The organism is Pseudomonas sp. PHC1 (assembly GCF_046487845.1).
In the GTDB taxonomy this organism is placed as follows: Bacteria; Pseudomonadota; Gammaproteobacteria; order Pseudomonadales; family Pseudomonadaceae; genus Aquipseudomonas; species Aquipseudomonas sputi.
This window is the reverse complement of record NZ_JBJXHJ010000001.1, coordinates 1-20,681: the sequence shown is the minus strand read 5'-3', so window position 1 is coordinate 20,681 and position 20,681 is coordinate 1. Positions and strand designations below refer to the sequence as shown.

General features: G+C 59.1%; 22 protein-coding genes and 1 other RNA gene. 8 read left to right on the top strand and 15 right to left on the bottom strand.

Features of this window, described 5'->3' with window-relative positions; genetic code table 11:
* Window positions 1-234: 234 nt before the first annotated feature.
* Window positions 235-588, bottom strand: an RNA gene (gene rnpB, locus ACKJSM_RS00115) — RNase P RNA component class A.
* A 73-nt stretch (window positions 589-661) separates the two neighbouring features.
* The gene (gene rsmI, locus ACKJSM_RS00110) at window positions 662-1,567 is read right to left on the bottom strand and encodes a 16S rRNA (cytidine(1402)-2'-O)-methyltransferase (protein ID WP_410236347.1); all 906 of its coding nucleotides are present in this window, start codon (window positions 1,565-1,567) and stop codon (window positions 662-664) included.
* A gap of 177 nt (window positions 1,568-1,744) precedes the next feature.
* On the opposite strand from rsmI, the gene ACKJSM_RS00105 reads away from it, so the two are divergent.
* The 4 genes from ACKJSM_RS00105 (at window position 1,745) to ACKJSM_RS00090 (ending at window position 5,189) form a co-directional block, all read left to right on the top strand.
* Window positions 1,745-3,556 carry a penicillin-binding protein activator gene (locus tag ACKJSM_RS00105; RefSeq protein ID WP_236182782.1) on the top strand — a complete coding sequence of 604 codons (1,812 nt, stop codon included), beginning with the start codon at window positions 1,745-1,747 and terminating at the stop codon, window positions 3,554-3,556.
* Window positions 3,556-3,918 carry a YraN family protein gene (locus ACKJSM_RS00100; RefSeq protein ID WP_236182783.1) on the top strand — a complete coding sequence of 121 codons (363 nt, stop codon included), beginning with the start codon at window positions 3,556-3,558 and terminating at the stop codon, window positions 3,916-3,918. The genes ACKJSM_RS00105 and ACKJSM_RS00100 overlap by 1 nt, the downstream gene beginning before the upstream one ends.
* 102 nt (window positions 3,919-4,020) lie before the next feature.
* Window positions 4,021-4,614, top strand: coding sequence for a phosphoheptose isomerase (locus ACKJSM_RS00095; RefSeq protein ID WP_007928463.1), 594 nt, complete (start codon window positions 4,021-4,023; stop codon window positions 4,612-4,614).
* A complete protein-coding gene (locus tag ACKJSM_RS00090) occupies window positions 4,611-5,189 on the top strand; it encodes a BON domain-containing protein (protein ID WP_236182784.1) in 579 nt (192 codons plus the stop codon). The genes ACKJSM_RS00095 and ACKJSM_RS00090 overlap by 4 nt, the downstream gene beginning before the upstream one ends.
* Before the next feature lie 50 nt (window positions 5,190-5,239).
* On the opposite strand, the gene ACKJSM_RS00085 is transcribed toward ACKJSM_RS00090, so the two are convergent.
* The 7 genes from ACKJSM_RS00085 to rplM all read right to left on the bottom strand — a co-directional run bounded on the left by ACKJSM_RS00085 (window position 5,240) and on the right by rplM (window position 10,125).
* Complete coding sequence (locus ACKJSM_RS00085) at window positions 5,240-5,653, bottom strand: ClpXP protease specificity-enhancing factor (RefSeq protein WP_007956787.1); 414 nt, start codon at window positions 5,651-5,653, stop codon at window positions 5,240-5,242.
* Between the two features lie 16 nt (window positions 5,654-5,669).
* The gene (locus ACKJSM_RS00080; RefSeq protein ID WP_011335872.1) at window positions 5,670-6,287 is read right to left on the bottom strand and encodes a glutathione S-transferase N-terminal domain-containing protein; all 618 of its coding nucleotides are present in this window, start codon (window positions 6,285-6,287) and stop codon (window positions 5,670-5,672) included.
* A gap of 147 nt (window positions 6,288-6,434) precedes the next feature.
* Entirely contained in the window at window positions 6,435-7,217 is a 783-nt protein-coding gene (locus tag ACKJSM_RS00075) for a cytochrome c1 (RefSeq protein ID WP_236182785.1), read from the bottom strand.
* The gene (locus ACKJSM_RS00070; RefSeq protein ID WP_085684715.1) at window positions 7,217-8,428 is read right to left on the bottom strand and encodes a cytochrome b; all 1,212 of its coding nucleotides are present in this window, start codon (window positions 8,426-8,428) and stop codon (window positions 7,217-7,219) included. The genes ACKJSM_RS00075 and ACKJSM_RS00070 overlap by 1 nt, the downstream gene beginning before the upstream one ends.
* Window positions 8,428-9,021 carry a ubiquinol-cytochrome c reductase iron-sulfur subunit gene (gene petA / locus ACKJSM_RS00065; protein WP_236182786.1) on the bottom strand — a complete coding sequence of 198 codons (594 nt, stop codon included), beginning with the start codon at window positions 9,019-9,021 and terminating at the stop codon, window positions 8,428-8,430. Before petA ends, ACKJSM_RS00070 begins: the two co-directional genes overlap by 1 nt.
* Window positions 9,022-9,289: 268 nt before the next feature.
* Window positions 9,290-9,682 (bottom strand): 30S ribosomal protein S9, encoded by a 393-nt coding sequence (gene rpsI / locus ACKJSM_RS00060; protein ID WP_007956794.1) that lies wholly within the window; start codon window positions 9,680-9,682, stop codon window positions 9,290-9,292.
* A gap of 14 nt (window positions 9,683-9,696) precedes the next feature.
* Window positions 9,697-10,125: a 50S ribosomal protein L13 gene (rplM, locus tag ACKJSM_RS00055; protein ID WP_003228062.1), complete on the bottom strand. Its 429-nt coding sequence runs from the start codon at window positions 10,123-10,125 to the stop codon at window positions 9,697-9,699.
* A 244-nt stretch (window positions 10,126-10,369) separates the two neighbouring features.
* Here rplM and ACKJSM_RS00050 point away from each other — a divergent pair, with 244 nt between their 5' ends.
* Complete coding sequence (locus ACKJSM_RS00050) at window positions 10,370-11,410, top strand: NADP(H)-dependent aldo-keto reductase (RefSeq protein WP_410236346.1); 1,041 nt, start codon at window positions 10,370-10,372, stop codon at window positions 11,408-11,410.
* Window positions 11,411-11,457: 47 nt separating this feature from the next.
* Here the strand turns inward: ACKJSM_RS00050 and ACKJSM_RS00045 are convergent, their stop codons facing one another.
* Window positions 11,458-12,594 (bottom strand): acyl-CoA dehydrogenase family protein, encoded by a 1,137-nt coding sequence (locus ACKJSM_RS00045; RefSeq protein WP_221398075.1) that lies wholly within the window; start codon window positions 12,592-12,594, stop codon window positions 11,458-11,460.
* A 246-nt stretch (window positions 12,595-12,840) separates the two neighbouring features.
* On the opposite strand from ACKJSM_RS00045, the gene ACKJSM_RS00040 reads away from it, so the two are divergent.
* The gene (locus ACKJSM_RS00040) at window positions 12,841-13,737 is read left to right on the top strand and encodes a GlxA family transcriptional regulator (protein WP_170844884.1); all 897 of its coding nucleotides are present in this window, start codon (window positions 12,841-12,843) and stop codon (window positions 13,735-13,737) included.
* A 62-nt stretch (window positions 13,738-13,799) separates the two neighbouring features.
* Here ACKJSM_RS00040 and zapE read toward each other — a convergent pair whose 3' ends face one another.
* From zapE to ACKJSM_RS00025, 3 genes are all read right to left on the bottom strand, one after another.
* Entirely contained in the window at window positions 13,800-14,894 is a 1,095-nt protein-coding gene (gene zapE, locus ACKJSM_RS00035) for a cell division protein ZapE (RefSeq protein WP_011335877.1), read from the bottom strand.
* A gap of 90 nt (window positions 14,895-14,984) precedes the next feature.
* Entirely contained in the window at window positions 14,985-16,340 is a 1,356-nt protein-coding gene (locus ACKJSM_RS00030; protein WP_236182983.1) for a tryptophan--tRNA ligase, read from the bottom strand.
* A gap of 24 nt (window positions 16,341-16,364) precedes the next feature.
* Window positions 16,365-16,994, bottom strand: a complete 630-nt coding sequence (locus ACKJSM_RS00025; protein ID WP_410236546.1) for an alpha/beta hydrolase — start codon at window positions 16,992-16,994, stop codon at window positions 16,365-16,367.
* A gap of 144 nt (window positions 16,995-17,138) precedes the next feature.
* Between ACKJSM_RS00025 and ACKJSM_RS00020 the strand changes: the two genes are divergently transcribed.
* Window positions 17,139-17,573: a YhcB family protein gene (locus tag ACKJSM_RS00020; RefSeq protein ID WP_039766275.1), complete on the top strand. Its 435-nt coding sequence runs from the start codon at window positions 17,139-17,141 to the stop codon at window positions 17,571-17,573.
* 67 nt (window positions 17,574-17,640) lie between these two features.
* Here the strand turns inward: ACKJSM_RS00020 and ACKJSM_RS00015 are convergent, their stop codons facing one another.
* Complete coding sequence (locus tag ACKJSM_RS00015; protein ID WP_007956806.1) at window positions 17,641-18,372, bottom strand: OmpA family lipoprotein; 732 nt, start codon at window positions 18,370-18,372, stop codon at window positions 17,641-17,643.
* Window positions 18,373-18,486: 114 nt separating this feature from the next.
* On the bottom strand, window positions 18,487-19,131 hold the full coding sequence (locus tag ACKJSM_RS00010; RefSeq protein WP_410236345.1) for an MBL fold metallo-hydrolase: 645 nt from the start codon (window positions 19,129-19,131) through the stop codon (window positions 18,487-18,489).
* A gap of 200 nt (window positions 19,132-19,331) precedes the next feature.
* Between ACKJSM_RS00010 and ACKJSM_RS00005 the strand changes: the two genes are divergently transcribed.
* A partial coding sequence (locus ACKJSM_RS00005) for a M10 family metallopeptidase C-terminal domain-containing protein (RefSeq protein ID WP_410236344.1) occupies window positions 19,332-20,681 on the top strand: 1,350 nt, incomplete at its 3' end.

The following is a 20,681-nucleotide window of genomic DNA, read 5'->3' as shown; positions in this document are numbered from 1 at the left end:
AATCTGGCGGATGCTTTTATCCAATAACTTGAGACAGCACTGAAAGCTGCGCTCGAAAGTTAAAGTAATTTGTTAAGAGTAAGATTTTTTCGGTATTACAAAAGCGCTTCTGCTGTTGATTGAAGCAAGGTGGGAAATGGCTATTACTGCGTTTGCCGCTGCCGGGTTTCCAGCGCAGGCCTGCTGATAATAAACAGCCCTGTCGCCTTAAATTCAAGCAGGGAAAAGAAAAAGGTGGAGAGTCGATCTGTAAGCCGGGTTCTGTCTTGAACAGTCATTCGTCTACGATGGCCATCACTGGACATCTTTAGCAACCTACCCGGTCCCAGCGCGGGCCACGCCTTGGGACCCTATTTGGTCTTGCTCCAAGTGGGGTTTACCTAGCCACGAACTGTTGCCAGACGTGCGGTGCGCTCTTACCGCACCTTTTCACCCTTACCGGCGCCGAAGCGCTTAGGCGGTTATTTTCTGTGGCACTTTCCGTAGGCTCACGCCTCCCAGGCATTACCTGGCACTTCGCCCTATGGAGCCCGGACTTTCCTCCCCCCCCTAATTTTCATAGAGGGCAGCGACTGTCCGATCGACTCTCCGCCGCGCAGGTTAACGGCAGAGCGGCCGAAGAACAAGCGCTAATAGCCCGCAAGCCGGTCTGCGCGACGGGTTACGCGTCTTTTTGCTGCTCCAGCGCCACCTGATACAGCACGTTTTTGCGCTCGCCGGTGATTTGCGCCGCCAGAGCCGCCGCGCGCTTGAGCGGCATCTCTTCCAGCAACAGATTGAGGATGCGGATCGCCTCGCTGCTGACGGCGTCTTCGGATTCCGGCGCGGTCCAGCCCGCCACCACCACAACGCATTCGCCACGCTGCTGATTGCTGTCGGCCTCGACGAATGCCCGCAACTCGCTCAGCGGCAATCCCTTGAGTGTTTCAAAGGTCTTGGTGATTTCACGAGCGAGCAATGCAGGACGATCAGCGCCGAACACCACCTCCATATCCTGCAGGCATTCCAGAATGCGATGCGGCGCCTCGTAGAAAATCAGCGTTCGCGGTTCTTCCTTGATCGCCTCCAGACGCGCCTTGCGCCCCACCGCCTTCGCAGGCAGAAAACCCTCGAAGATAAAGCGGTCGGACGGCAGACCGGCAGCCGACAACGCCGCGATCAACGCGCACGCACCTGGTACCGGCACCACATTGATCCCCGCAGCACGCGCCTGACGCACCAGGTGATAACCGGGATCGGAAATCAGCGGCGTACCGGCGTCGGAAATCAGCGCGACGTTGTCACCTGCCAGAAGACGGGTGATGAATCGACTGCCTTCGTCCCGCTCGTTGTGCTCATGACAGGCTGCCAGCGGCGTGGCAATGCCGAAATGCTGCATCAGGCGCTGGGAATGGCGCGTATCTTCGGCGGCGATCAGCGCCACCTCGCGCAGAATCTTCAACGCCCGGGCGCTGATGTCATCCAGGTTGCCAATGGGCGTCGCCACCACATAAAGCGAGCCCGCAGCGGAATTCAAAGGACCTGGAGCAGTCAAAGCGCACACCTCATGATCGGTAAAAGCCGCCATTGTAGCGCGTCGCGCGCCGGACGAAGCGTCCGGGCCTGACAAGGTTTGTCGCACCATTGTGAGGCTGCGCACTCTTTGTATCAGCTAAATTGACGGTTTCACGCCAGTAACATCGCGCCCCGGCCAGTGCTTGGGTACAATTCGACGCTAATTTGATCGAGTATCAGGAACACTTACATGATCGCTTGCCTGCGGCTGTTCACTGCCCTCTGCCTCGCTGCCTTGCTGGCGGCCTGCGCCAGCTCCCCTTCTTCCAGCCTTGGCGAACTTCCACGGACCCCGGATGCCACCATCGAGCAACTGCTCGAACAGGCCACTCAGGCCAAGTCGCCGGACAAGGCTGCGCTGCTGCGCCTGAGTGCGGCAGACATGGCTTACCGCCAGGGCAATGCCGGACAGTCCGCGCAAATCCTGCAACAGGTGCCGATGGAACAACTCCAGCCAGGCCAGCAGGCATTCGCCAGCACGCTGTCTGCTGAACTGGCCATGACCCGCAACCAGCCGAAAGCCGCGCTGACTGCCTTGAGCCATCCAAGCCTGCAACGACTGAGCGAAATGTCGGTACCGCTGCAAGTTCGCGCCGGCACCGTTCACGCCCGCGCCCTTGAAGCCGACGGCCAAACCCTGGCGGCCGCCCGCGAGCGCATCTTCATCGCGCCGATGCTGGAAGGCGAAGCCGCCAGCAAGAACCACGAAGCGATCTGGACCCTGATTGCGTCGCTGCCGGCCGATCAGCTGCAAGCGAACACCACCGATGACCTCGGCGGCTGGATGAGCCTGGCCCTGGCGGTAAAAACCGCCGGAACACTGGAACAGCAGCAAGCAGCCATCGACAACTGGCGCAACCAGCATTCGAAGCACCCGGCCGCGATCAATCTGCCGCTGCCTCTGACCAAACTCAAGGAACTGGCCAGCCAGCCCCTGAGCAAGATCGCCCTGCTGCTGCCGCAGGACGGCCAGTTGGCCTCGGTCGGCAGGGCCCTGCGTGACGGTTTCATGGCCGCGCACTATCAGGCTCAGCAAGCCGGCCAGAAACCACCGGCCATCGAGTTCTATGACAGCTCGAAACTGACCAACCTTGACGAGTTCTACCGCAAGGCCCAGGCCGAAGGCGTGCAACTGGTCGTCGGCCCGCTGGAAAAGCCGCTGGTCAAACAGTTGAGCACTCGTCCGCAACTGCCGATTACCACCCTCGCCCTGAACTACAGCGAAGGCGATCAAGGCCCGGCACAGCTGTTCCAGTTCGGTCTGGCCGCTGAAGACGAGGCCCGCGAAGTCTCCCGCCGCGCCCGCGCCGACGGCCTGCACCGCGCCGCCGTCATGGTGCCGAAAGGCGAATGGGGCGACCGTGTGCTGCGCGCCTTCAGCCAGGACTGGCAAGCCAACGGCGGCAGCATCGTCGCCACCGAGCGTGTCGATCAACCGGTGCAACTGGCCCAGCAGATCGCCGACATGTTCCAGCTGCGTCAGAGCGAAGCCCGCGCCAAGAGCCTGCAGAATGCCGTCGGCACCAACGTTGCGGCCCAGCCTTCGCGTCGCCAGGACATCGAATTCATCTTTCTCGCCGCCACACCGCAACAGGCACAGCAGATCAAGCCGACCCTGAACTTCCAGTACGCCGGTGACGTGCCGGTCTACGCGACCTCCCACGTATTCAGCGCCAGCGGTGACATCAACCAGTACAACGACATGAACGGTGTGCGCTTCTGTGAAACTCCGTGGCTGCTGGAAACCAGCGATCCACTGCGTCAGCAGGTCACCGCGCAATGGCCGCAAGCCGCCGGCAGCCTGGGTCGCCTGTATGCAATGGGCGTCGACGCCTATCGCCTGGCACCCCGCCTGGATCAATTGAAGGCACTGCCGGACAGCCGCATCGAAGGTCAATCGGGCAGCCTGAGCATGACCCAGTCCCAGCGCGTTGTGCGTCAGTTGCCATGGGCACAGTTCGTCAGCGGTCAGATCCAGCGCCTGCCGGACACTCCACGCTGATGCCCGACAGCTCACACCTGCAAAGCGGCAAGGATGCCGAGCGCCAGGCGCTCGAGCATCTGCAACACCAGGGTCTGCGCCTGCTGGCGCAGAACTGGTTATGCAAACGCGGTGAGCTTGATCTGGTCATGCTTGATGGCGATACAGTAGTATTCGTCGAAGTCCGTTACCGAAAGAACACTCAATGGGGTGGCGCACTCGACAGCATCGATGGGCGCAAACGGCAGAAACTGATTTTCGCCGCACAGTATTTTCTTCAGCGCGAGTCGCGTTGGGCCAATTCCCCCTGCCGCTTCGACGTGGTGGCCATCGACAGCCACCAAGGTCAGCTGAACTGGTTGCAGAATGCGTTCGACAGTTGACCGCCTGCTCCGCCCCGGACACTTTCACTCAATATTTTTGCTCTTTGCTTTGCGGGCTGCACATTCACGTGCCGGACAGCCGCGCTAATTAAGGTCACACAGATGGACATGCAATCCCGAATTCGCCAGCTTTTCCAGGCCAGCATCGACACCAAGCAACAGGCGATGGACGTACTTGCACCGCACATCGAGCAAGCCAGCCAGGTGATGGTCAACGCCCTGCTCAACGAGGGGAAAATGCTCTCGTGCGGCAACGGCGGCTCGGCTGGCGATGCCCAGCACTTCTCCTCGGAACTGCTCAACCGTTTCGAGCGCGAGCGCCCCAGCCTGCCGGCGATCGCGCTGACCACCGACAGTTCGACCATCACTTCGATCGCCAACGACTACAGCTACAACGAAGTGTTCTCCAAGCAGATCCGCGCACTCGGCCAGCCGGGGGACGTGTTGCTGGCGATTTCGACCAGCGGCAACTCGGCGAACATTATTCAGGCGATCCAGGCCGCACATGATCGCGAAATGATTGTCGTAGCATTGACCGGACGCGATGGCGGCGGCATGGCTTCGCTACTGCTGCCCGAAGACGTCGAGATTCGCGTACCGGCCAACGTCACCGCACGTATTCAGGAAGTCCACTTGCTGGCGATCCATTGCCTTTGCGATCTGATCGACAGCCAACTGTTCGGGAGTGAAGAATGACCCCTAATCGCCTTGGCCTTCTGGCCTTGACCCTGTGCCTCGGTATCAGCGGCTGCACCTCGGTGGTGAATGCCAGCCGTGAAGCGCCGATCGAAGACGACCGCGGCACCCGCACTTTCGGCAGCAAGATCGATGACTCGCTGATCGAAACCAAAGTTGGCGTTAACGTGGCCAAGGCCGATCCAGCCCTCGACAACGACTCGCACATCGTCGTCACCAGCTTCAACGGCGTCGTGCTACTGGCCGGCCAGACCCCGCGCGCAGACCTCAAGGAGAAAGCCGAACAGGCCGCCGCCAACGTTCAGCGCGTGAAGAAAGTCCACAACGAACTGCAAGTGCTGCAACCCTCCTCGCTACTGGCCCGCCAGAACGACGCCTGGCTGACCACCAAGATCAAGACCCAGATGCTCACCGACGCCAGCATTCCCGGCTCGCGCATCAAGGTCGTGACCGAGAACGGCATCGTTTACCTGCTGGGCCTGCTGACCAGACAGGAAGCCGCCCAGGCGACCAATCTGGTGCAGGGCGTTTCCGGCGTGCAGAAGATTGTGAAGCTGTTCGAATACATCGACTGACCGCAAAATGCAGGCATAAAAAAGGCGATCCAACCGGATCGCCTTTTTTATTACTTCACCACTTTAAGACTTGGCCGGCCGCTTGGGCGCGGCGGCTCGCTGTCCGGTGGCGGAACATCGTCATCCTGTTCGATCTCGTCTTCGTCATCCATCGGCGACTCCAGATCGAACACCATGCCCTGCCCGTTCTCCCGGGCATAGATCCCCAGAATTGCAGCAATCGGCACGTACAGGCTGTGCGGGACGCCGCCGAAGCGACCTTCGAAGGTCACCACGTCGTTGTCCATGTGCAAATGCCGCACGGCACTTGGCGAAATGTTCAGGACAATCTGCCCGTCACTGGCAAATCCCTGTGGCACCTGCACTGCCGGGTACTCGGAATTGACCAGCATGTGCGGGGTGCAATCGTTATCCACAATCCACTCGTAGAGCGCGCGGACCAGATAAGGTCGACTGGAGTTCATAGCGGCTCCTTAAGCCTTAGCGCATGTCGCGTTCGACACCAGACAGACTCGCCTGGAAAGCCTCACGCGCAAACTGACGCTCCATATAATCAAGCAGCGGCTTGGCCGGCCGCGGCAGTTCTATACCCAGAATCGGCAAACGCCAGAGTATTGGCAATAGGCAGCAATCCACCAGACTTTGTTCCTCGCTGAGGAAAAACGGCTTGTCGGCAAACAGCGGCGACACACCCGTCAGGCTTTCGCGTAATTCCTTGCGCGCCACGGCGCGAGCCGCTTCCTTGGTGCGCGAATCCAGAATCAGATCCACCAGACCACACCAGTCGCGCTGAATGCGATGAATCAGCAGACGGCTGTTGGCACGCGCCACCGGGTACACAGGCATCAATGGCGGATGCGGGTAACGCTCATCCAGATACTCCATCACCACGGTCGACTCCCACAATGCCAGGTCACGATCGACCAGCGTGGGCAGACTGCCGTAAGGGTTCACTTCAATCAGTTTAGGCGGCTGACGACCAGCCTCCACAAAAATGATTTCGGCGCTGACACCCTTCTCTGCAAGCACGATGCGCACTCGGTGGGAATAGTGGTCGGCGGGGTCGGAGTAACAGGCCAACCGATTGGTCACGCCCATGGCGATCCTCCTCGCTTGTTGAAATAGTCGGAGCCGGAAAAACGCGCGCGCCCAGAGGGCGCCTCCCGCAACGGCTGGCGAACCAGACGTTGCGCTTCAGAGGCGCCCTTGGGCGCGCGCGATTAACAGCAATTGCTTGAAGCGTTATCAGTGCACGTCTTTCCAGTATTCACGCTTGAGCAGGTAGGCGAACACAAAGAAGAACGCCAGGTACAGCAAGACATAAGTACCGATGCGCTGATGTTGCAGCTTAACCGGGTTAGCCGAGTAAGCCAGGAAGGTTACCAGATTCTTGACCTTCTCATCGAACTGCTCTTCGTTGAGGGTTCCGGTTTTCGGCACGATGGTCAACTGATCACACGCTTCATGAGTCAGAGGCGTGCCGGTCAGCGGGTCATATTGTTTCTTGCCGTCTTCGACGATCTGTACCTGCTTGCAACCCACGACCTGCCGGCCTTGCAGGCCGACCAGCACGTTAGGCATGCCGACGTTCGGGAAGACCTTGTTGTTCACGCCCCACGGACGCGCAGGATCTTCGTAGAACGACTTGAGGTAACCGTAGAGCCAGTCGGTGCCACGGACACGAGCCACCAGCGTCAGGTCCGGCGGCGCTGCACCGAACCAGGTCTTGGCGTCAGCCGGCTGCATGCCGATGTTCATGTGATCACCGATCTTGGCGCCGGTGAACACCAGTTTTTCCAGCATCAGTTCGTGCGGAATGCCGAGGTCATCGGCCACACGCTCGTAACGCTGGAACTTGGCACTGTGGCAACCCATGCAATAGTTGGCGAAGGTGCGGGCACCATCCTGCAGGGCAGCCTTGTCAGAAACGTCGATGTCGACCTTTTCCAGTTCCGGACCGCCGTGTTCGGCCGCGAAAGACAGCACTGGCAGAGCAGCAAAAATCAGAGCACAAAATAACTTTTTCATCAGCCAGTCACCCTTTCCGGAACCGGTTTGGTCTTCTCGAGCCTGGTGTAGAACGGCATCAGAATGAAGTAAGCGAAGTACAGGAAGGTGCAGACCTGCGACAGCAGCGTACGGCCTGGCGTCGGGGCCAGAACGCCCAGAATGCCGAGAATCACGAACGAAATGCAGAACACCACCAGCCAGATCTTGCTCATCCAGCCTTTGTAGCGCATCGACTTGACCGGGCTGCGGTCGAGCCACGGCAGGACGAACAGCACCGCAATCGCCGCCCCCATGGCGATAACGCCCATGAGCTTGTCAGGGACCGCACGCAGGATCGCGTAGAACGGTGTGAAGTACCAGACCGGCGCAATGTGCTCAGGAGTCTTGAACGGGTTGGCTTGCTCGAAGTTAGGCTTTTCGAGGAAGTATCCGCCCATTTCCGGGAAGAAGAACACAATGAAGCAGAAGATAAACAGGAACACCACCACACCGACGATATCTTTCACGGTGTAGTACGGGTGGAAAGCGATACCGTCCAGCGGCACACCGTTTTCGTCTTTGTGCTTCTTGATGTCCACGCCGTCCGGGTTGTTCGAGCCGACTTCGTGCAACGCCAGGATGTGCAGCACCACCAGACCGAGAATCACGATCGGCAGCGCGACCACGTGCAGGGCGAAGAAGCGGTTCAGGGTGATCCCGGAAATCAGGTAGTCACCACGAATCCATTGGGTCAGGTCGTTGCCGATGACCGGGATCGCACCGAACAGCGAGATGATCACCTGGGCGCCCCAGTAGGACATCTGCCCCCACGGCAGCAGGTACCCCATGAAGGCTTCGGCCATCAGCGCCAGATAGATCAGCATGCCGAAGACCCACACCAGCTCACGCGGTTTCTGGTACGAACCGTAGAGCAGGCCACGGAACATGTGCAGATAGACCACGATGAAGAACGCCGAAGCGCCGGTGGAGTGCAGCAGGCGCAAGATCGAACCGTACTCGACGTCGCGCATGATGTATTCGACGGAAGCGAAGGCCTCTTCCGCCGATGGGGTGTAGCTCATGGTCAGCCAGACACCGGTGACGATCTGGTTGACCAGAACGAGCAGCGCCAGCGAGCCGAAGAAGTAGAAGAAGTTGAAGTTTTTTGGAGCGTAATACTTGCTGAGATGGTCTTCCCACATCTTGGTGGCGGGGAAGCGCGCATCAACCCAATCCATGAACTTGCTCATCACGCTTTCTCCGTATCGACGCCAATGACAATCAGGTCATCGGTCTCATAGGAATGCGGGGGTACTGGCAGGTTCAAAGGCGCAGGTTGCGACTTGTAGACGCGGCCAGCCAGATCGTAGTGAGAACCGTGGCAAGGGCAGAAATAACCGCCTACCCAGTCTTTGCCCAGATCTGCGGGTGCCACTTCGGGACGGAAGGTCGGTGAGCAACCCAGGTGAGTGCAGATCCCGATCAGCAGCAGGATTTCCGGCTTGATCGAACGCACTTCAGGGTCGACATAAGGGGGTTGCGTGGAGTTTTTGGAGGTCGGATCGGAGAGCTGGCCTTCGATCTTTTTGAGATTCCCCAGGATTTCCTCGGTACGGCGGACAATGAACACCGGCTGGCCGCGCCATTCAGCAATCATCTGCTGTCCTGGCTCGATTTTGCTGACATTCACTTTCACCGGTGCCCCGGCGGCTTTCGCCTTGGCACTGGGAAACCATGACCCCACGAACGGGACCGCAGCCCCCACCGCTCCTGCAGCACCCACCACGGATGTGGCTGCTACCAAGAAGCGACGCCGGCCTGCATTCACGCCGTCATTGCTCATTCAGTCCTCTCCCATCAGCTTTGTGGCCTGTTAAATCAGGCGTCTACTAAATTGAAACTATGTACTTATAAAAATTTTGCCGAATGGTAATGAAAACCCCCAATTCTGACAAGGTAATTACCCGGAGGGCTGGCCCTCAAGCCTTGTAGTATAGGGGGTCTACGAATGTGGCAAGTTGTCACAGCGCAATTATTCAAGAAATCGCACGCATAAAAAAACGCCCGGTTCCGTGAGGAATCGGGCGTTCTTTTTGAACGTGGAAGCGAAATTAACGCTTCGAGTACTGCGGACGCTTACGCGCTTTACGCAGACCAACTTTCTTACGTTCAACTTCACGGGCGTCGCGGGTAACGAAGCCAGCTTTGCGCAGAGCGCTGCGCAGGGTTTCGTCGTAGTCCATCAGAGCGCGAGTGATGCCGTGGCGGATTGCGCCAGCCTGACCACTTACACCACCACCGATGACGGTGACGTAGATGTCGAATTTCTCGACAGTCTCAGTCAGTTCCAGCGGCTGACGAACTACCATGCGGGCAGTTTCGCGACCGAAGAACGTGTCCAGGGAGCGGTTGTTGATGGAGATGTTACCAGTACCCGGACGCAGGAAAACGCGTGCGGTTGCGGTCTTGCGACGGCCAGTGCCGTAATTTTGAGTCGCCGACATAATGAACTATTCCGTTAAATCTTCAGTTCTTGGGGCTGCTGAGCAGTATGAGGGTGTGCAGCGCCCGCATAGACTTTCAGCTTACGGTACATGTCGCGACCCAGTGGGTTTTTAGGCAGCATGCCTTTAACCGCGGTCTCGATCACGCGCTCAGGGGCCTTGGCGATCAGTTTTTCAAAGTTGATCGACTTGATACCGCCCGGGAAACCGGAGTGGGAGTAGTACATTTTGTCAGTGGTTTTAGCGCCGGTAACACGGATCTGCTCGGCGTTGATCACGACGATGTAGTCGCCGGTGTCAACGTGAGGAGTGTACTCAGGCTTGTGCTTGCCACGCAGACGGCTCGCGATTTCGGTGGCCAGACGACCCAGGGTCTGACCAGCAGCGTCGACGACAAACCAGTCGCGCTTTACTGTTTCCGGTTTAGCAGTAAAAGTTTTCATTCTTTATAGCCTCAGGGGCCGCCTGTAAATAAGACGGCGGATCTTACTGAATAGTGCGTACTTTGACAAGTCAAAGGCAGCCGGATACAGACGCTTTCGGGGGCTCGGGTCGGCGCGTCCGTTCAACGGCAAGATTCTTCGGCGGCGGGGCATCACTTCCACTGCAGAAAGAGGTCGGCAATTATGCAGATTGCGAAAAAAATTTCAACCTGCTTTTATGCTTGTTTTGCCCAAGGAGCACCCGATGGACTATCGCCAGCTAGGCCGTACCGACCTTAACGTGAGTGCAATCTGCCTCGGCACCATGACCTGGGGCGAGCAAAACACTGAAGCTGAAGCCTTCGCCCAGATCGAACGGGCAAAAGAGGCCGGGATCAATTTCCTCGACACCGCCGAGATGTACCCGGTGCCACCGAAAGCAGAAACCTACGCCACCACCGAGCGCTACATCGGCAATTACTTCAAGAGCCGCGGCGATCGCGCCGACTGGATCCTCGCCAGCAAGATCGCCGGCCCCGGCAACACCATCGACTACATCCGCGACAAGAACCTGCGCCACAACCGCCAACACATCACCGAGGCCGTGGACGCCAGCCTCCAGCGCCTGCAGACCGACTACATCGATCTCTACCAGTTGCACTGGCCGGAGCGCAGCACCAACTTTTTCGGACAGCTGGGCTACAAACACCAGACCGAAGCCAACCTGACGCCGCTTGAAGACACCCTCGAAGCACTCGATGAGCAAGTGAAGGCGGGCAAGATCCGTCACATCGGTCTGTCCAACGAGACCCCGTGGGGCACCATGCGTTTTCTCGCCCTGGCCGAAGCCCGTGGCTGGCCTCGCGCAGTGTCGATCCAGAACCCGTACAACCTGCTCAATCGCAGTTTCGAGATCGGTCTGGCGGAAATCGCCATCCGCGAACAATGCGGCCTGCTCGCCTATTCGCCGCTGGCGTTCGGTTTCCTGTCGGGCAAGTACGAAGGCGGGGCGCGTCCACCGAAAGGCCGCCTGAGCCTCTACAGCCGCTTCAGTCGCTACTTCAACCCGCAATCGGAAGCGGCGTGCAGCCGTTATGTGGCACTGGCCCGTAAACACGGCCTGGATCCGGCGCAAATGGCCCTGGCGTTTGTGAACCAGCAACCGTTCGTCACCAGCAACATCATCGGGGCGACGACGCTGGAGCAACTGGACAGCAACATTGCCAGTTACGAGCTGAAACTGTCGAAGGAAGTGCTGGAAGGAATCGAAGCGATTCACAAGGATCACCCGAATCCGGCGCCGTAATCCAGGACGATGATCGTTCCCACCTGCGTGGGAACGATCACGCTGCATTACAGCGACCGCGCAATGATCTCCTTCATGATTTCATTGGTGCCCGCATAGATCCGCTGCACCCGCGCATCCGCCCAGGCCCGGGCCACCGGGTATTCCCACATGAAACCGTAGCCACCATGCAGTTGCACGCACTCGTCGAGCACCTTGCATTGCAGATCGGTTCCCCAATACTTCGCCATCGCCGCTGTCGGCACGTCGAGCTTGCCTTGCAGGTGCAGCTCCAGGCAGCGATCGACGAACACCCGGCCGATCTGTATCTCGGTGGCCATTTCCGCCAGTTTGAAGCGGGTATTCTGGAAGTCGGCAATCGACTTGCCGAACGCCTTGCGCTCGCGGGTGTAATCCAGCGTCCACTGCAGCGCCGCCTCGGCTGAAGCCAGACCGCCAATCGCCACGGTCAAACGTTCCTGCGGCAGTTCCTGCATCAGATAGGCAAATCCCGCCCCGGCCTGACCCAAGAGGTTTTCCTTCGGTACGCGCACGTCCTGGAAGAACAATTCCGACGTGTCCTGCGCCTTCATTCCGACCTTCTCCAGGCGCTTGCCCTTGTCGAAACCCGGCGTGTTCGCCTCCACCAGAAACAGGCTGGTGCCTTTGGCGCCAGCTTTGGGATCGGTCTTGGCGACGACGATCACCAGATCCGCCAGGAAGCCGTTGGTGATAAAAGTTTTCGAACCGTTGATCACATAGTCGTCGCCATCCAGCACCGCCGTGGTCTTGACCCCTTGCAGGTCGGAACCGGCGCCCGGTTCGGTCATGGCGATCGCGGTGACCATCTCTCCGGAGACCAGTTTCGGCAGGTATTTCTGCTTCAGCGCCTCACTGCCGTAATGCAGGATGTACGGTGCAACGATGTCCGAATGCAGCGAGAAACCGATGCCGGTCAGACCCAACCGCCCCACTTCCTCGATGACCACCGCACTGTAGAGAAAGTCCGCCCCCAGCCCGCCATATTCCTCCGGTAAATGCGAGCAGAGCATCCCCGCCTCCCCCGCCTTGTTCCACAGTTTGCGGTCGATGTAGCCTTGCTTTTCCCATTGCCCGTGAAACGGCACGGCCTCTTTTTCGAGGAATGTTCGTACGCTGTCGCGGAACAATTCGTGCTCGGAGCTGAACAAGGTTCTGGGAATCATGCGTCACCTTTTCTTTATTGTTGGAGGGATCAGACCTTCAGAGACTAAGCCTCGCTTCCGATACAGGACACTGGACACATCCGACAAAAAATAAGACGATCCAGCCGTCTGGTGACCACTTTCCCTTATAAAAACAAAAGTTGAATTATGTCCAAGCAAGTCTCCACGCCCTTGCGGCGCGTCAGCATCCTGGCGATCGACCGGGTTTTCGCTTCCACCCTCATGCAAGCCAAGGATTTCTTCCATCTGGCCAGCCTGCGTTACGGCAAACAACTGGGCCACGGCCTGACTCCGGCGTTCGAAACCCGCCTGGTCAGCCCCGACGGCAAACCGGTGAACAGCTTCAGTGACGTGATCATGCCGGTGGACGGCGGCCTGGAAAACGCCGACGTCATCATCCTCCCGGCCTTCTGGGACGATTTCGATACGCTGTGCCAGCGTTATCCACAGATCCTGCCGTGGCTACGCGAACAGCATGCCCGGGGCGCCGTGCTCTGCGGCGAGGCCACCGGGGTGTTCTGGCTCGCCGAGGCCGGATTGCTCAACGGCAAGGAAGCGACCACCTACTGGCGCTTCTTCAATGCCTTCGCCGAGCGTTTTCCGCAGGTCTATCTCAATCAGGACAAGCACCTGACCGACGCCGACAACCTGTATTGCGCCGGCGGTACCACCTCCGCCTGCGATCTCTACATTTATCTGATCGAACGCTTCTGCGGCGCCAACGTGGCCCAGGCGGTGGCCCGCGACATTCTCTATGAAGTGCAGCGCAGCTACGCCCCGGGACGCATCGGCTTCGGCGGCCAGAAGCTGCACCAGGACGTGATCATCCTGCAGATTCAGCACTGGCTCGAAGAGCATTTCGCCGACAAGTTCCGCTTCGAAGACGTGGCCCGCGAGCACGGCATGAGCATCCGCAACTTCATGCGCCGCTTCCAGACGGCCACCGGCGACAAGCCGCTGCACTATCTGCAACGGCTGCGCATCGAGACTGCCAAGGGCTTGCTCTCCGGCAGTCGCAAGAGCATCAAGACCATCAGCTACGAAGTCGGCTACGACGATGCGAGCTTCTTCGCACGGCTGTTCCGCCAGCACACCGAACTGTCGCCGAACCAGTACCGGCAGCAGTTCCAGCAAGCTGCCTGACGATCCGACCAGACACAAAAAAGGGCCTGCATCTGCAGGCCCTTTTTGTTTGCCGAATCCGCTTAAGGCTTGTGTGCCCGGGACAGGAATTCGTGGGATTGCATCTCCAGCAGGCGGCTGAGGGTACGCTGGAACTCGAACGTCAGACGTCCGCCGGTGTACAGGTCTTTCAACTCGACTTCGGCAGAAATGATCAGTTTGACGTTACGGTCGTAGAACTCGTCGACCATGTTGATGAAGCGTCGGGCGATGTCGTCGGTGGTGACACTCATCTGCTCCACGCCACTGAGTAGCACGGCGTGGAAGATCTTGCCCAGTTCGATGTAATCGTTCTGGCTGCGCGGGCCGTCGCACAGTTCGCGGAAGTCGAACCAGGCCACGTCGTCGCAAGTGCGCAGAGCGCGGATTTCGCGGTTCTCGATGATCAGCACATCGTTTTCCACGGCGGCCGTGCATTCCGGCGTCAGCGCGCGGAAGCTCTTGCGCAGGCTTTCGTGAGCCGCTTCGTCCAGCGGATAGTGGAAAAGCTCCGCTTGTTCGAGGTGGCGCAGACGATAGTCGACGCCGCTGTCGACGTTGACGATTTCGGTATTCTGCTTGATCAGCGCGATCGCCGGCAGGAAGCGCGCGCGTTGCAGGCCATCCTTGTACAGGCCGTCCGGCACGATGTTCGACGTGGCGACCAGGGTCACGCCGTTCTTGAACAGCTCCTCCATCAGCGTGCCGAGGATCATGGCGTCGGTGATGTCGGAGACGAAGAATTCATCGAAGCAGATAACCCGCGATTCCGTCGCAAAACGCTTGGCGATGATGGTCAGCGGGTTTTTCTCGCCGCCGAGGGTTTTCATCTCTTCGTGCACGCGCTTCATGAAGCGGTGAAAGTGAGTACGAGTCTTTTCCTTGAATGGCAGGGCTTCGAAGAAGGTGTCCACCAGGTAAGTCTTGCCGCGACCCACACCGCCCCAAAAATACAGGCCCTTGACCGGCGTCTGATCCTTTTTGCCAAACAGCTTGCCCAGCAAACCCGGCTTGTTCTGCTCGGCCGCGATCAGATCGTCGTACAGGCGTTGCAGATGACGCACGGCAGTTTCCTGCGCCGCGTCATGGAAGAAGTCCGGGCGTTTCAGATCAGCTTGATATCGTTCTAGGGGCGTCATAATTCGTTAGCAAGGCAACAAAAACGGGCCGTCACTGTAGCGATGGCCCGTGGGAATGGCAATCGGCCCTTGGTCGGGCCGGCCCGTTGATTATTCCTGAACCGGTGTCAGAGCGATCCGCAAAGCCTCAACGGCCGCATCCCGCGCCGCTGCGTCGGCGAACGCCGGGCTGTCGCCGACGCGCTCGCCTTCCAGCCACACGCTGAAGCTCAGGTCTTCGCTGCGTACGTCCAGCGCCTGACCCGATTGCAGCTGCTTGGTCACCTGACCGGCGGTTTTACCGTCGGCGAAGTTGCGCGACAGCAGCAATTGCTCGCCGTCGGCCGCCAGCAGACGGAAACGGAAGCTGCCGTCGTCTTCACGGAAGCTGACGAAACGTGCAGCTTTCACGGCTTTCTTCTTGGTGGTCGCAACGACCTGAACCTGATTGACGAACGAACGCAGACCAACCGCTTCGCGCAACTCGTTGAGGAACGGCGTCGCCACCGCACGGGCTTTTTTGGCGCCGTGTTGCAGGATGTCTTCCAGATCTGCCGGACGTTCGATCAACTGGTGATAACGCTCGCGGGATTCGCCCAGCTCGTTGTCGAGCAACTGGAACAGACGGTTCTTCGCCTCGCCCCAACCCAGACCGCTCAGCAATTCGCTGCGGAATTCGTCAGCCTGCGCTGGCGTGGAGAACGCCTGGAACAGGGTGAACAGGTGCGAGTTGTCTGGATCCTTGGCTTCGCCTGGAGCTTTGGAGTCGGTGACGATGCGCGAGATCGCGTCCTTCATTTCCTTGGCGCTGGAGAACAGCGGGATAGTGTTGTCGTAGCTCTTGGACATCTTGCGACCGTCCAGGCCTGGCAACGTGGCCACGCTTTCCTCGATCAGCGCTTCGGGCATGGTGAAGAATTCCTTGCCCTGGCCAAACAGGTGGTTGAAACGCTGGCCGATGTCGCGGGCCATTTCCACGTGCTGGATCTGATCGCGACCGACCGGCACCTTGTGCGCGTTGAACATCAGAATGTCCGCCGCCATCAGTACCGGATAGCTGTACAACCCCATGGTGATGCCGGCGTCCGGGTCTTCGCCGGTCTCGACGTTCTTGTCCACCGAGGCCTTGTAGGCGTGGGCGCGGTTGAGCAGGCCCTTGGCAGCGACGCAGGTCAGCAGCCAGGTCAGCTCGGGGATTTCCGGGATATCGGACTGACGGTAGAACGTCACGCGATCCACATCCAGGCCACCGGCCAGCCAGGTCGCGGCGATTTCCAGACGCGAGCGCTGGATGCGCAGCGGGTCATCGCACTTGATCAGGGCGTGATAGTCGGCCAGGAAGTAGAACGAATCGGCATGGCTGTCGCGACTGGCGAGAATCGCCGGGCGGATGGCGCCGGCGTAGTTGCCCAGGTGCGGCGTGCCGGTGGTGGTGATGCCGGTGAGGATGCGGGTACGGTTCGTCATGGGTAATCGCTTGTCAGACTGCAATCAATTCGAGAGACGCGGCAGGATCAGATCCTTGAGATCGGTCAGCTTGCCATGAAAAAAGTGTCCGCATTCTGCCACTTTCAGCAGCTCATGGGGGCGCTGGAGTTTTTCAGACCAGTCGTAGACCAGTTGCGGATCGATCACTTCATCGGTTTCCGGCTGGATGACAGTCAGCTCACCCTGCTGCGGCAGTTGATCCTGATCGCCCAGACGCATCACCGCCGGCGCGACCATGAACAGATGCTTGAGCTGCACGCCTCGAGCTTCGAGACGGCCGCCGAGACTTGCTGCAACAAATCCACCGAAGGAGAAACCGAACAGGGTCAGCGGCAGATCCGGGTGTTTTTCCAGCAGCCATGCAGCAGCGGCCTGGGCGTCATCGACTTCACCGGTACCCATGTCATGGGAGCCTTCGCTGGTACCGACGCCGCGGTAGTTGAAGCGCAAGGTGATCAGGCCCGCATCGCGCGCGGTGCGCTGCAGGGTCGAGACAACCTTGTTGAGCATGGTGCCGCCCTGCACCGGGTTGGGGTGGCAGATCAACGCAACGCCGCGTGGCTGCTCGTTATCGAGGTACAGGCTCTCAAGTTGACCCACCGGGCCATCAATCACTACAGGGGTTTCACGCATCAGCAAGGAAGGAACTCCGTGACCTCGAATCGGGTCGACTCGTCTAGCAAATTGTCTGTGCCAGTCTATTGCGAGTGAATCGCGGTATACAGCGCAGGTTCGAGCCGTTAACGTAAAGCAAAGCCGTTTATAGAGGAAGGACTCGTGGAACACTCGCTCTTAGTTTGGTTGTTACCGACTCTTGCCCTGGTTGTGGGTGTCGCCATCGGTTTCCTGATCGCTCGCGTTGCGCCGAACGCCGCACCCAGCCGCACGCAGCGTCAACTGGATGATATTCAGGAACGTTTCGACAGTTATCAGAACGAAGTGGTGACCCACTTCAACAGCACCGCCAATCTGGTCAAGAAACTGACCCAGAGCTATCAGGAAGTGCAGGACCACCTCGCCGAGGGCGCCAACCGCCTGGCCCTGGACGAGCAGACGCGTCAACGCCTGCTGGCCTCGCTGCACTCCGAGGCAGCACAGGCCCCACGGGAACGCCTGACGCCACCACGGGATCAGGAACCGCCGCGTGACTACGCGCCGAAGACCCCGAACTCGCCGGGCATGCTTGACGAGCATTACGGCCTGAAGAAGTAATCAGCCTTCGCGCCAACAAAAAGCCCCCGGACAATCACTTGTCCGGGGGCTTTTTTGTACCTGACGGTTACGGGTACTGCTGAACCGTGCCCGGTTGTTGCTGACCACCGTACTGCTGGCCCGGGATCGCCTTGAGGTTGACCTCGACACGGCGGTTCTGCGCCCGGCCGTTGACGTCACCGTTGCTGGCGATCGGATTATCCGGGCCGGCACCGCGGGCGCTCAGGTTGGCACCGCTGACGCCTTGCGAAGTCAGGTAGGTCGCCACGCTCTGCGCACGGCGCTGGGACAGGTCCATGTTGTGCTGGCGGCTGCCGGTGCTGTCGGTGTAGCCGACGATTTCGATCTGATTCTGATTGAACTCCTTCAGGGAGTTGGCCAGGTTGTTCAGCGGTTGATAGAAGCTGGAAGCGATGTTCGCCGAATCGGTGGCGAAGGTGATGTTGCCCGGCATGATCAGCTTGATCTGGTCACCCTGACGCTGCACTTCAACCCCGGTGTTGGCCATGCTGGCGCGCAGTTTTTTCTCCTGCTGGTCGGCGTAGTAGCCGTAACCGGCGGCAGAAGCACCGACGACGGCTGCGCCGATCAGCGCACCCTTGCCGCGGTTGTTGTGGTCGATGGCGGCACCGGCCAGCGCGCCGGCCAGTGCACCGAGGCCACCGTACTTGGCGGTTTTGCTCATGCCCTGGGAGCCACCGTCGGCCTGCCCCTGATTGTCATACGGGTTGGGCGAGGCGCAGCCGGACAAGACGGCCACGGCAGTAGCGACAATAATCAAACGACGCGTGGTGAACATGGAGTGCTCCTACATTTTGCATTCTGTGGTGCAGCGGCCATTGGCAACTGGCCCGTGCGGGCGTTGGATCATGACAATGCACAAAAATTCCACTGGGCACCCGTGACAAAATGTTTAGGCACGCACAAACGGGTTCTCGCGCATTTCATCCCCCAGACGCGTATCCGGACCATGCCCGGCCACAACAGTCGCGTCTTCATCCAGGGTGTACAGCCGCTGCTTGATCGATCGCACGATGGTCGCCTGATCGCCGCCCCACAAATCCGTGCGCCCTACTCCGCGACGAAACAACGTGTCGCCGGCTATCAACAGCTTAGCCTCGGAAAACCAGAAGCTCATGGAACCTGGCGTATGCCCCGGTGTGTGCAGCGCCACGCCACAGCCGCAGGCCAGTTCTTCATCGTCGCTCAGCCAGTGATCCGGCGACGGCACCGGGGTGTAAGGCACACCGAACATCTGGCATTGCATCTCCAGGTTGTCCCACAGGAATTGATCGTCCTTGTGCAGGTGCAATGTGGCGCCGGTCTTCTCTTTCATCTGCCCGGAGGCCAGGAAGTGATCGAGGTGCGCGTGGGTGTGAATGATGCTGACCACTTTCAGGCCCAAGGCGTCGAGCCGGGCCATGATCAGGTCAGGATTGCCGCCCGGGTCGACGACGATGGCTTTTTTGGTGATCGGGTCGCCGATGATCGTGCAGTTGCACTGCAAGGGGCCGACGGGGAAGGTTTCGCGCAGAAGCGCAGGACTTGGGGCAGACATTTAAATCCTCGACAGACGGCAATACGCGTTCCCTAAGGATTCTACCCCACAGGCCGATATAGATCGCAGGGTCAGTAATTTGACGCCACCAATCGGAAAATGATGGCCCAATGATGTCAAATGTACAAAATCTGGTGCAAAATCGCTTTTTTTTGTAGCGGTCGCATTCAGGAAGGGCCGCAGCGCATTCAGGAAATCCCATGCCGACGCCCAAGACGTATTCCCCCACCTTCACCGCTACCCTGACTGGCAATGCCATTGTCGACAGTCTGATCTCCGGCACTTTCTGGCTGGGTTCCAACTGGACGCCTAAAGGGCCGACCAACCTCAGTTACAGCTTCATGGCTCCGGTGACCTCGTACTTCATCACCAACTACAGCCCTGACAATGAATACAACGCCCTGTATGAGTTGACGGCCGGTCAAAAGACCGCGGTGACCAGCGCGCTCAATGCATGGAGCGCCGTCGCCAACCTGAATTTCACGTTGACCACCGATACCCTGTTCAACGTCGGCGACCTGCGCTTTGGCGCGTACCGGTTGATGGATGACAAAACGGCAGCCTGGGCTTATTTCCCTGCCGACACGCCGACTGCGGGCGACGTCTGGATCGGGCCACAAACAAATGATCCGAATCCGGGCAAAGGTAGCTACGACTACCTGACGTTCGTTCATGAAATCGGTCATGCGCTGGGTCTCAAACATCCTTTCGATGCGAGCAACACCAACAAGCTATTGCTCGATCCGTCACTCGACGACGTCCACTTCACAGTGATGAGTTACAACAGTAACTACTCCTATCAGCCAACGACGCCGATGGTTCTGGACATCATCACGATGCAGAGCCTGTATGGCGCCAACATGCTGTGGCAAACCGGCGACAACGTTTACAAGTGGGATGCCAACCAGTCGATTTTCGAAACCATCTGGGATGCGGGCGGCAATGACACGATTGATGGTAGCAACCAGCTTGGTTCCGTCATCATCAACCTGAATGAAGGCAGCTACAGTCAGATTGGCAAGGCGTTCGTTGACCTCAACAACAATACCGCCATCAATGACGGGCTGGCGATTGCTTATGGGGCGAAGATCGAAAACGCCACAGGATCGCAATTCAACGACACGCTGCTCGGAAATGCGCTCAACAATACCCTCAACGGCGGTCTGGGCGCAGACACCATGATCGGCGGCGACGGTGTCGATACCTACTACGTCGACAACGTCGGCGACGTGGTGATCGAGACCGATGCCTCGCCGACCGCCTACGACCGGGTCTTCGCCTCCATCGACTACACCCTCACCGCCAACGTCGAGAACCTGTTCCTGACCGGCACTGCCGATCTCAACGGCACCGGCAACAGTTCGGGCAACCGCATCACCGGCAACGATGGCAACAACATCCTCGACGGTGGCCTCGGTGCCGACACCCTGATCGGCGGTCTGGGCAACGACACCTACATCGTCGACAACGCCGGTGACACCATCATCGAAACCAGCACCCTGGCCAGCGAAATCGACACCGTGCGTTCTTCGGTGAACTGGACCCTGGGC

Bases quoted from the DNA above. Each gene is read 5' to 3' on its own strand.
- rsmI (WP_410236347.1), bottom strand. From the start codon at position 1,567: ATGGCGGCTTTTACCGATCATGAGGTGTGCGCTTTGACTGCTCCAGGT.
- ACKJSM_RS00105 (WP_236182782.1), top strand. From the start codon at position 1,745: ATGATCGCTTGCCTGCGGCTGTTCACTGCCCTCTGCCTCGCTGCCTTG.
- ACKJSM_RS00100 (WP_236182783.1), top strand. From the start codon at position 3,556: ATGCCCGACAGCTCACACCTGCAAAGCGGCAAGGATGCCGAGCGCCAG.
- ACKJSM_RS00095 (WP_007928463.1), top strand. From the start codon at position 4,021: ATGGACATGCAATCCCGAATTCGCCAGCTTTTCCAGGCCAGCATCGAC.
- ACKJSM_RS00090 (WP_236182784.1), top strand. From the start codon at position 4,611: ATGACCCCTAATCGCCTTGGCCTTCTGGCCTTGACCCTGTGCCTCGGT.
- ACKJSM_RS00085 (WP_007956787.1), bottom strand. From the start codon at position 5,653: ATGAACTCCAGTCGACCTTATCTGGTCCGCGCGCTCTACGAGTGGATT.
- ACKJSM_RS00080 (WP_011335872.1), bottom strand. From the start codon at position 6,287: ATGGGCGTGACCAATCGGTTGGCCTGTTACTCCGACCCCGCCGACCAC.
- ACKJSM_RS00075 (WP_236182785.1), bottom strand. From the start codon at position 7,217: ATGAAAAAGTTATTTTGTGCTCTGATTTTTGCTGCTCTGCCAGTGCTG.
- ACKJSM_RS00070 (WP_085684715.1), bottom strand. From the start codon at position 8,428: ATGAGCAAGTTCATGGATTGGGTTGATGCGCGCTTCCCCGCCACCAAG.
- petA (WP_236182786.1), bottom strand. From the start codon at position 9,021: ATGAGCAATGACGGCGTGAATGCAGGCCGGCGTCGCTTCTTGGTAGCA.
- rpsI (WP_007956794.1), bottom strand. From the start codon at position 9,682: ATGTCGGCGACTCAAAATTACGGCACTGGCCGTCGCAAGACCGCAACC.
- rplM (WP_003228062.1), bottom strand. From the start codon at position 10,125: ATGAAAACTTTTACTGCTAAACCGGAAACAGTAAAGCGCGACTGGTTT.
- ACKJSM_RS00050 (WP_410236346.1), top strand. From the start codon at position 10,370: ATGGACTATCGCCAGCTAGGCCGTACCGACCTTAACGTGAGTGCAATC.
- ACKJSM_RS00045 (WP_221398075.1), bottom strand. From the start codon at position 12,594: ATGATTCCCAGAACCTTGTTCAGCTCCGAGCACGAATTGTTCCGCGAC.
- zapE (WP_011335877.1), bottom strand. From the start codon at position 14,894: ATGACGCCCCTAGAACGATATCAAGCTGATCTGAAACGCCCGGACTTC.
- ACKJSM_RS00030 (WP_236182983.1), bottom strand. From the start codon at position 16,340: ATGACGAACCGTACCCGCATCCTCACCGGCATCACCACCACCGGCACG.
- ACKJSM_RS00025 (WP_410236546.1), bottom strand. From the start codon at position 16,994: ATGCGTGAAACCCCTGTAGTGATTGATGGCCCGGTGGGTCAACTTGAG.
- ACKJSM_RS00015 (WP_007956806.1), bottom strand. From the start codon at position 18,372: ATGTTCACCACGCGTCGTTTGATTATTGTCGCTACTGCCGTGGCCGTC.
- ACKJSM_RS00010 (WP_410236345.1), bottom strand. From the start codon at position 19,131: ATGTCTGCCCCAAGTCCTGCGCTTCTGCGCGAAACCTTCCCCGTCGGC.